This is a genomic window from Candidatus Dormiibacterota bacterium (genome assembly GCA_035532835.1).
Classification (GTDB): Bacteria; Vulcanimicrobiota; Vulcanimicrobiia; order Vulcanimicrobiales; family Vulcanimicrobiaceae; genus DAHUXY01.
The window spans coordinates 1-9,778 of record DATKQG010000089.1 but is presented as its reverse complement, the minus strand read 5'-3'; the positions used below and the strand labels follow the sequence as shown (position 1 = coordinate 9,778).

At 63.2% G+C, this 9,778-nt stretch carries 9 protein-coding genes; 6 read left to right on the top strand and 3 right to left on the bottom strand.

All coding sequences use genetic code 11. The features are described 5' to 3' along the window. On the top strand, positions 1 to 274 hold a 274-nt coding region (locus tag VMW12_11250), incomplete at its 5' end, for a hypothetical protein (protein ID HUZ50291.1). Between the two features lie 178 nt (positions 275 to 452). Here the strand turns inward: VMW12_11250 and VMW12_11245 are convergent. Next, positions 453 to 1,517 carry a type I phosphomannose isomerase catalytic subunit gene (locus VMW12_11245; GenBank protein ID HUZ50290.1) on the bottom strand — a complete coding sequence of 355 codons (1,065 nt, stop codon included), beginning with the start codon at positions 1,515 to 1,517 and terminating at the stop codon, positions 453 to 455. A gap of 138 nt (positions 1,518 to 1,655) precedes the next feature. Here VMW12_11245 and mptA point away from each other — a divergent pair, with 138 nt between their 5' ends. Then, positions 1,656 to 3,083 (top strand): GTP cyclohydrolase MptA, encoded by a 1,428-nt coding sequence (mptA, locus tag VMW12_11240; GenBank protein HUZ50289.1) that lies wholly within the window; start codon positions 1,656 to 1,658, stop codon positions 3,081 to 3,083. Between the two features lie 197 nt (positions 3,084 to 3,280). Further along, positions 3,281 to 3,874, top strand: coding sequence for a hypothetical protein (locus VMW12_11235; protein HUZ50288.1), 594 nt, complete (start codon positions 3,281 to 3,283; stop codon positions 3,872 to 3,874). Here the strand turns inward: VMW12_11235 and VMW12_11230 are convergent. Further along, on the bottom strand, positions 3,826 to 5,019 hold the full coding sequence (locus tag VMW12_11230; GenBank protein HUZ50287.1) for a M48 family metalloprotease: 1,194 nt from the start codon (positions 5,017 to 5,019) through the stop codon (positions 3,826 to 3,828). The two genes, VMW12_11235 and VMW12_11230, sit on opposite strands and share 49 nt — an antisense overlap. 6 nt (positions 5,020 to 5,025) lie before the next feature. Here VMW12_11230 and VMW12_11225 point away from each other — a divergent pair, with 6 nt between their 5' ends. Further along, positions 5,026 to 6,534 carry an amidohydrolase family protein gene (locus VMW12_11225; protein HUZ50286.1) on the top strand — a complete coding sequence of 503 codons (1,509 nt, stop codon included), beginning with the start codon at positions 5,026 to 5,028 and terminating at the stop codon, positions 6,532 to 6,534. 208 nt (positions 6,535 to 6,742) lie between these two features. On the opposite strand, the gene VMW12_11220 is transcribed toward VMW12_11225, so the two are convergent. Further along, the gene (locus tag VMW12_11220) at positions 6,743 to 7,834 is read right to left on the bottom strand and encodes a P-loop NTPase (protein HUZ50285.1); all 1,092 of its coding nucleotides are present in this window, start codon (positions 7,832 to 7,834) and stop codon (positions 6,743 to 6,745) included. Between the two features lie 100 nt (positions 7,835 to 7,934). Here VMW12_11220 and VMW12_11215 point away from each other — a divergent pair, with 100 nt between their 5' ends. Beyond that, positions 7,935 to 9,218, top strand: a complete 1,284-nt coding sequence (locus VMW12_11215) for a glutamate-1-semialdehyde 2,1-aminomutase (protein HUZ50284.1) — start codon at positions 7,935 to 7,937, stop codon at positions 9,216 to 9,218. A gap of 45 nt (positions 9,219 to 9,263) precedes the next feature. Beyond that, positions 9,264 to 9,778: aldo/keto reductase (locus VMW12_11210; protein HUZ50283.1), on the top strand; the 515-nt coding region annotated here is incomplete at its 3' end.

Here is a 9,778-nt window from a genome sequence, read left to right as displayed (position 1 = left end):
CCCCTATCCGCTCCGCGACGACGCTGTCGACGCGCTCTGCCGAACCATCGCGAGGCTTGCAGCGCGCTACGCCATTCCGATCGAACCCGATCGCGTGATGACCCATGCCGAAGCCGCGCTCGCCGACGGCTACTTCGGCCTGGATCCGATCGAGCAGCGCTGGGATCTCGCGCGATTACAGCCGGATCCGCGTCCGCTGGAAGCGCACGAAGCGCGCGTCATCGGCGACATCTTGCGCCATCGAGCAAGGCAGCTGCTACGACACGGTCGTTAGTCGGTAGCTAGGCACACACGCGATACTCGTTCGGGGGACCGCTGTTGGATTTTACCTCCTGTAAAATCCAACGCTGCTACGTTTTTTGGGCAAAGCGAAGCTTTGAAGTTCACATCCTGTGAAGGCCCAAAAATCGCAGCTCCCCCGAACGAGTATCACGTGTGTGCCTAGCTACCGACTAGCTCCCAAACTGCGCCATAAAGGCGTCGACGCGCGCCTGCGCGATGCCGGCAGCTAATAGGCGCACCGGCATCGTCTCGCGATGCGCGGGCGGCGTGACGAACATGAACGGCGCGCTTGCGTCAACGGCGCGAACGGTGCACCACTCTAACGCCGCGGGAATGAGTACCGTTTGGTATTTGCTCAGTTCGACCGTGACGTCGTTTCCACGGACTTCGAGCGGACTTTCGAGCGACATCAGAATCAGCGGGCGGCCGTTGGTGGGGAGCGACGCGGGTTCGGCGCTTGCGACGATGCGCTCGACGACGAAGTTCGGCCCGGCAATCATCGCCGTTCGGTCGAGCCCCTCGAAGTGATAGGCGATCTGGTCGAGCGCTCCGGCGGTTTCGCGATGGTAGTTGAGGACGTCGCCGGCCTTTTGTACCGCGAGTTCGCGTGGTTTGCCGTCGGGGCCGGTGCGGTTCCAATCGAAGATGCGGTACGTGAGATCGCTCGCCTGCTGCGTCTCAAATAAAATGATGCCTTTACCGACGGCGTGCAACGTGCCGGAAGGGAGGTAGAACGTGTCGCCGGCTTTGACCGGAACGTGGCGCAGGATGTCGCCGAGCGAGCCGTCGGCGACGCGGCGCTCGTACTCGGCCCGCGACGTGTCGCGGGTCCATCCGAGCACGAGTTCGGAATCGGCGTCCGCCGAAAAGATGTACCAACACTCCGTCTTGCCGTTGGGTTGGTGCTCGAAGCGTTGGGCATAGGCATCGTTCGGATGCACTTGTACCGATAGCCAGTCGCGTGCGTCGATGATTTTGGTGAGCACCGGAAAAATACGCGTGGGGTCGATATCGCCCAGCAGCGATGCTCCTAACAGCCCGCGTAAATCGGCGATGCTTTTACCGGCCAGCGGACCGTTGCGCACGTGGTTGGTGTCCCAGCATTCCCACGATTCGCCGATCTTCGCCTCGGGGTCGGCATCTTTACCGAAGCGGCGCACGAGCGCATCGCCGCCCCAAATTGCGGGCGTCTCCTTGGGCTCGATGGCATAGGGGTAGAGCGAGGTTTGGTCCATGCTCGGTTCGTTACGAGCCCGACGGGGAGAATCCCGGGCCGTTTGCCCCGCAAGCGAGCTTGGGCTACCCGAGAGAAGCCCGGGGCGTGGCCGCGGCGAAGCTAGGTTACAAACGCTACATCGAAATGGGAACAACAGTTGCATCGCGTCTATATCGGCATCGGATCGAATCTCGGAGACCGCCAGGCGAATATCTTGGCTGCGCTACAGCGCCTGCGCGTGCGGGCTCAGGTCGTAGCCGTCTCGTCGTTCTACGAAAGCGACCCCGCCGAAGGTGCCGACGGTCCACCGTTTTTGAACGCTGCGGCCGAGGTGCGAACCGATCTGGAGCGTGCAGCGTTCGATGAGATGGTAGCGCAGGTTCAGAGCGCGGTGGGCCGCACGTCGCGCTTGCGCTTGGCTGCGCGGCCGATCGATATCGACGTCCTAGCGTTTGACGACGACGTTCATCCGCGCTTGCTGCAGCGCGCCTACAATGTGGTGCCCTTAGCGGAGATCGTCCCCGAGTTCGCCGAAGCCGCGCGGGAGCACGGAACGCAGCACGTCCGGCGCCGCGAGCGCAGCTTACATTTTCTCGCTAACCGGCAAGAAGAGGTTCCCGATGTCCGGCTCGCGCTCAATCGCGTCGGCGTTTCGGGCATCAAACGCATCGTGCATCTGGAAATTGACGGGCGACCGCGGGTCTTTAACGGCGAATTTTCGATGGTCGCCGACCTTTCGCCCGATAAAGCCGGGCTGCACATGTCGCGGTTTTCCGAAATCCTGGAAGAAGCCACGCTCGACGTACTCGCGCGTACCGATGCCCCCGCGCGAATCGAAGGGTTGGTTTCGTCGATCGCGCGCGAGATCGTGCAGAGCCAGCGCGCGGTGCGCGCCGACGTGCGTCTGCGGGCGAGCTTTGGGCTGGAGCGCTGGACTCCCGTTAGCGGTAAGCGCGGTGAGGAGACCTACACGCTGATCGGGATCGCGCATGCGGACGAACGTGGAACGCGTCGCGTCATCGGCGTCGAGGCCGAAGGCATGACCGCGTGCCCGTGCGCGCAGCAGATGGTTCGCGAGCACGCCGTTCGCGAACTGATCGAAGCCGGATTTAGCGAAGCCGATGCGAACCGCGCGCTCGATGCGCTCCCCGTTGCCACGCACAATCAGCGCGGTCGCGGCTGCATCATGCTGGGTGTCGACGAAGGCCAAGCGGCCGGCGTGCGAGCCGAGGATCTGGTGGAGATCGTCGAGAGCTCGATGTCGAGCGAGACCTACGACTTACTCAAACGTCCCGACGAGTTCTTCGTCGTGAACAAGGCGCACCATAATCCGAAGTTCGTCGAGGATGTCGTGCGCGGCATTCTAGCGCGTTCGCTCGATATGTACGCGGACCTAAGCGACGATACGTTTATGTTTGCCAGCCAGATCAATTACGAATCGATTCACAAGCACGATGCCTTCGCCGAGGCGTTCGGCCGCTTCGGCGAGTATCGCGAAGAACTCCGCACCGGCACCTACGTTACGCAGAAAACCGATCTCGCGTCTTGGCTCGGCACGCGCCCATCGCCGATCGTAACGTTGTAGGGGAAAAAAGGCGGCTCAGCCGGCGCAACACAAGAGGCTTGGATCGCAGAGGCTTGTCTTCGGGGCGCTCGGCAATCATAATCGAGGGGATGCTTAACGACGACGCATGCGGCCTCGGGCATACCCCAGAAGGGCGCCTTACGGCGAAGTTTCGGCGGTTTATGCCCGTGGGGCTCGCTCGCGTCGCTGCCAGGGAAATGACGCTCCTTGCGCATGCGCGCATCGGATTGCGGGCGTTCGCTCTGCCTCAAGCGTCATGTGCCGCGTCGTACGCCGGCGGTTCGAAGGTGGCGTTGGGCGCCGTCATTCTTGCGGTCGCCGTCGTTCCCGATGCCGTCTTCCTGCTTTTGTTGATCCCGCACGCATATATCGCACTTGCAGTCTTCCTATCGTTGCTCGATGTATGGGCGGTGGTCTGGCTCTTCGGCTTCTACGGGACGATGGTTGCTCGGCCGCACGACCTTAACTCCGGTCGCATCACGCTACACAACGGCCTGTTGCAATCCGCCACGTTTGCGCCGGAACACGTTGGCGAAACGACCGTGCGTAGCCGAGTCAAGCGCCGCAGTCTACCGCGCGAGCTTCGCGAAGGGGCGGCATTTCTCGGATTCGGCGATCTCCCGATCCTGCAGATCGATCTTTGCGAGCCCGCCTCCGCATATCACGCGTTCACGCCACAGCCGCGGTCGGTGCTGCGCATCTTCGTCGCATCCGACGCGCCCGAGCAATTACAAGCGCGCATTCACGCGCTTGCCTCGAGCGCCGCGATGCGATCGCCTAAACTTGGGTGAGAACTGAAGAAGATTCCGTACCAGCCGGGGACGTCATCCTCGGCGAGGTTCTGATCGCGCAAGCGGCGGAATGCGTCCACGCCCCAGCGCGGTTCCCCGGTCGCCGCAACCGCAAAACGATCGGCGGTCCACTCGCGCGAACGCGTGAACGCGAGCAGGAGCGGGCGAAGAGCCTGGGTCCCGACGGCCATCGTCGCATAGATGCGCGAAAGCAAGAGCGGTCGCTCGCGCAGGCGTTCGCGCTGTGCCTTCGAGATCACGGCATACGCCGTAAAGAAGAGCGTCGTCGCTAATGCCTGTGCGAGCGCGATCATGCGCCAGGTATCGTGGGAAACGTAATGACCGAGTTCGTGCGCTACGACAAACTCGATCTCATCGGGCGTAAAGTGTTCGACCAGCGTATCGCCAAGCACGATCCGGTGCGTCTTTCCGATCCCCGTGACGAAGGCGTTAGCCTTTTTTGTTTGACGGCTCATATCCATGCGAAGAATCTGCGCGTCTCCGACGCCGTAACGTGAGGCGAGGGCGCGCAAACGCACCTCAAGCGGCCCGGTGAGCGGTTCGAAACGATTGAAGAGCGGCATTACGTACACCGGCACGACGATATTCGCCAGCAGCAATAGCGGCAGCGTTCCGAGCGAAGCGAGGAGCGGCCACGAACGCGGCATGCGCCGCACCGCGTTGCCGAACAGCATCGCGACCACCGCGGTAACTCCCGCGCCGAGCGCCGCCGATTTCGCATAATCGCGCGCCCAATCGCTAGCTGATTGCTCGCTGGTTCCGTAGCGTCGCTCCACGATGTGATCCTCGACGAAGCTGATCGGAAGCTCGCCAAACGCATCGAGCGCGCCGAGAACCGCGGCAAAGATCGCAGGCCGTAATAGCGGGGGTGCCTGCGATGCCAGGCGGTCGATGGCCGCGCCACCGGGCCCATACCCAAGCGCCATGGTTCCGGCGATGGAGCGCACCACCCCGGCAACCGCGAGCCCACGATGGATGCGGCCGTACGCTGCGGGATCCGGGGCGAGGGCAGCCGGCGGCGCTTCCAACGCCCGTCCCGCCTCGTACGTGCGCCACAGCAGATAGCCGGCGCCAAAACCCGTCGCGGCGCCAAGCAAGAATCGTTGCCATCGTATGGTACTCACAAGAACGTGATACTTCTGGCGAACGCACGATTTTACCGTTTCGACGGCACCCGCGGCCTTTGGCAACGGCACGCCGCGCTCGCAATCGAAGACGGCATCATACGCTCGCTTGACGCGCGCGATATCGGAGCCGGGATCGAACGCATCGATCTCGACGGCGCGACCGTCCTGCCGGCTTTCGCCGATTGTCACGTGCACCTCGACGGCACCGGATACTTCGCCGGCGAACGCAGCCTATCGGCGGTACGCAGCTACGCGCAATACGCGGATGCCGTCGCGCGCCTCCCGCGCGACGGGCCATTTCTTTACGCCGGCCAATACGACGACGGATTGTGGGCCGACGGCCGCGCGGCCGACGCGCTGCCCCTCGAACGCTATCACGCAAACGTACGGGCGATGGTCGTACGCATCGATAGCCATTCGTGCATCGTCAACCGCCACGCGCTTGCGTGGCTCTCGCTCGATCCCGATACCAACGGTATCGAACGCGACGCCGAAGGCGCCCCTACCGGCCGCCTCTTCTTCGATGCGAATTGGCGCGCCCAATCCGCGTTCATGGCCGCCTTCCCGGCATCGATGCGCGCCGATGCGGAAGTGCGCGCGATCGATCTGGCCCTCTCCCGCGGCGCGCTCCATCTGCACGCACAACTGTTGGGCCTATCGCACGATGCGTACGCGGCAGAAGTCAAACGCTTGCATGCGAGCCGCGCAAAAGTGCATCCAAAGATCTGCGAACCCGACGCGCAACTCGCGCTCGAACTCGGCCTGCCGTATATCGGCGGCGACGTGTTCTTGGACGGCTCGCTCGGAAGTTGCACCGCAGCGCTCTGCGAACCGTACGCCGGCGAGCGCGGACACGGTGCGCTAAGGATGAGCGACGACGCACTCCTGGGCTATTTCGCGCAAGCCGAAGCGCTAGGCATCGCCGCCGGCGTCCACGCCATCGGCGACGCAGCCATCGAACAATGCATTCGCACCTGGGAGCGCGTCCTCGCCGGAAAGCCTTCGCAACGCGGTGCCCGGCATTTTATCGAACACTTCGAAATGGCAAGCGACGAACATATCGATGCGTGCGCGCGCATGGGCATCTATCTTTCGATGCAACCGCAATTCGACGCAACTTGGGGGAACCAAGGCGGCATGTACGACGAGCGCCTCGGGACCGGCCGTAAGCGTCGCATGAACGCGCTCGCGCGGATCGCTCGCTCGGGAGCCGTGCTCTGCGGCGGCGACGATAGCCCCGTCTGCCCGCTCGATCCTCTCGCCGGAATGCAAGCCTGCCTCGACCATCACGAGCCGGAACAACGCCTCACCGCGCACGAAGCACTCGCGCTCTACACGGTAAACGCCGCGCGCTTCGGTTACGCGGAAACGCACACGGGAAATCTCGAACCGGGATTGGCCGCGGATCTCGTCGTGCTCGACCGCGACCCGCTCGACGGCGCGCGCTTCGCCGATTGCACGGTACGTCAAACCTGGCGCGACGGCAAAATCCTATTCGACGTTAATGACTGATGTGCGAACTAGTGTGATGCGATTGCCGGGCGTGGTACGGGGTTGGGGGAGCTGCGATTTTTTGGGCCTTCACAGGATGTGAACTTCAAAGCTTCGCTTTGCCCAAAAAACGCAGCAGCGTTGGATTTTACAGGAAGTAAAATCCAACAGCGGTCCCCCAACCCCGTACCACGCCCGGCAATCGCGTCACGCCTGCCTCATGCACGCCCTAAATGATCGAAATAACTTCCTTCGGTTTCGGATGCGCCGCAAGAGCCGCAAGCAGCGAATCCGCGAGCTGATCGCAAATCGGGTCGTCGATCTCTTCCACGCGTCCTTCGTCCGCGAGCCGAGCCTTCTCCGGATCGATCGGAATGCGCGCGAGCACCGGCGCGCCCGCAAGTTCCGAAACCTTATCGGCATACGAAGGCCCGAAGATCTCATACTTCGTGCCCGTATCGGGCGCGACGAAGTATGACATATTCTCGACGACGCCGAGAATATGTTTCTTGAGCTGGTGCACCAGGTTCGCCGCTTTGCGAACGATCATGGTCGCGAGCGCCTGCGGCATCGTTACCAGGACGACGCCGTCAACCGGAAGCGATTGCAGAATCGTGAGCGGTGCGTCCGAGGTGCCGGGCGGCAGATCGATCAGCAAGAAATCGAGATCGCTCCACAAGACCTGTTCGTAGAATTGACGGATGACGCCCGAAAGAATCGGGCCGCGCCAGATCATCGCGGTGTCTTCTTTATCCGTCAGCAAGTTTGCGCTGACGACTTCGATGGCGCTGCGCGTGATGGCTGGAACCATCAGCGGCTGCGCTTGGCCTTTATCGTTTTTGACCGTGGGGTCGGCTTCGATGGCGAGCGGCGTGCGCAAACCGAAGAGCTTGGGAATCGAGGGGCCGGTAATATCGCCGTCGAGGATGCCGACCGTGAAGTGCTTGCGGCGCAGGCCGATGGCGATCAGCGCCGTCACCAGCGATTTTCCGACGCCGCCTTTGCCGGACATGATCGGGATGACGTATTTGATGCGGGCGCGGCCGTTGAACGAACCGGGAGCGCGGCGAGCGGGCGTGCGATCTTCGTTGCTCACGAGCGGCACGAAGCCCGAGAGACGCGCCTGCGTGAGGGCGGCGATCACCGGCTCGACGCGCAGGCCGTGCGCTTTTGCGCCCTGTGCGACGGTCTCGTATTTGCTCACACCGCAGCCCGAGCAGCCCAAGCCGAATTGGGTGAGGACCTCGGCTGCGATCGGGAGCGCGGCGACGAGTTCCTCGATGTTCGAATCGGGGGATATCTGGATATCGATGTGCGGCATAGCCCCTCTATTCAACACCACTTTCGCCGTTTGCTGTACCGCCAAAGCCTCAGATGCAGGGCAGGCAGCCAAAGGGCGCTCCGAGAACCAGCGAGCCGTGATGTCTACCGATACCGCCCTTCCCAGTATCGCTCGCGCGCAGGCCGTGCTTGCCGGAGGCTGCGATTCGCCCGTGCGTTCCTGTTGGGGCGTGGGCGGGCCGATGTTCGTGCAGGAGCGAGCGGAAGGCGCTTATGCGTACGATGAGGCCGGGAAACGCTATATCGACTACGTGATGGCGTATGGGCCGCTGCTCTTCGGGCACACGCATCCGGCGCTGACCGCCGGCCTGGACGAGCTTGCCAAGAACGGGTTCGTGTGGGGTACGACGCACCCCGAAGAGGTTCGGTTAGCCGAGCGCATTCGCGAGCACTTGCCCTCGATGGAGCGGATGCGCTTCGTTTCGACCGGGACCGAGGCGGTCATGAGTGCGGTTCGCGTCGCGCGAGCGTACACGCGGCGTACGCTGGTGCTGAAGTTCGCGGGAAATTATCACGGCCACTCCGATTTTGCGCTGCTCGATGCCGGCGCATCGGCGCATACCTCCGACGCGCAGGCGAGCGGCATTCCAGAGGGCGTCATGCGCGATGTCGCGGTCGCGCGCTATAACGATCTCGATTCGGTCGACGCGTTGCTGGCCGGGCGCGAGCACGAACTCGCGGCGATCATCGTCGAGCCGGTCGTGGGCAACATGGGCTACGTCACACCGGTTGACGGCTTTCTGCGCGGCTTGCGCGAACGCGCGGATGCGTTCGGCGCGGTGCTGATTTTCGACGAGATCATTACGTGGCTGCGTCTGGGGCTCGGCGGCGCGCAGGCGAGCGCCGGTATCGCGCCCGATATGACCACGATCGGGAAAATCATGGGTGGCGGCGTTCCGATCGCCGCCTTTGGCGGACGGGCCGGCGTCATGCGGGTTCTCGCGCCGGAGGGCTCGACGTTTACCGGGGGCACGCACGGCGGCAACCCGTTCTCGGTTGGAATGGCCCACCGCGTCTTGGACGTATTGGAAACCCATCCGGAGTACTACTTGCAGATGCGTGGGCTCGCGATGCGCTTGGCCGACGGTATTCGCGGCATCTTCGCCGATCGAGGCCTGCCGTATGCGGTGGTGCAACACGAGTCGATCGTAGACTTTAAATTTCGGGCGGGTCCGCCGACGCGCAATTACGATGATGCCCGGCGTGCGGATAAGCAGGCATACGCCGGCTACTATCACGCCATGCTCGCGCGCGGTATCTTGCTGCCGCCCTCGCAGAATGAGGTGATGTTCGTCTCCACCGCGCACACCGAGGCCGACATCGACGCGACCCTCGCGGCGATCGCTCAGAGCCTGCCGGGATAGTCGCGACGGCGCAACTTGCCGATGGCCGGGGCGGTCCAGTTTGTTATGAAGCAGAGAACACTTGGTTCCCAGGGCCTGGCCGTATCGGAGATCGGCTTGGGCTGCATGGGGATGTCCGAATTCTACGCCGGGCGCGACGACGTGGAGTCGATTGCGACCATCCATCGCGCGATCGATATCGGCGTGACCTTTCTGGATACGGCCGATATATACGGGCCGTTCAAAAACGAGGAGCTTGTGGGGCGCGCGATCGCGAATCGTCGCGACCGGGTCACGCTCGCTACGAAATTCGGGAACGTGCGTGGGACCGACGGGTCGTTCAAAGGCGTCAATGGCCACCCGGACTACGTGCGCGCGGCATGCGATGCATCGCTCAAACGCTTGGGCGTCGCACATATCGACCTGTATTACCAGCATCGCGTCGACGCAACCGTGCCGATCGAAGAGACCGTCGGCGCGATGTCCGAGCTGGTCGCGGCCGGTAAGGTGCGCTTCTTGGGGCTCTCGGAAGCGGCGCCGGCGACGATTCGCCGCGCGCACGCGGTGCACCCGATCAGCGC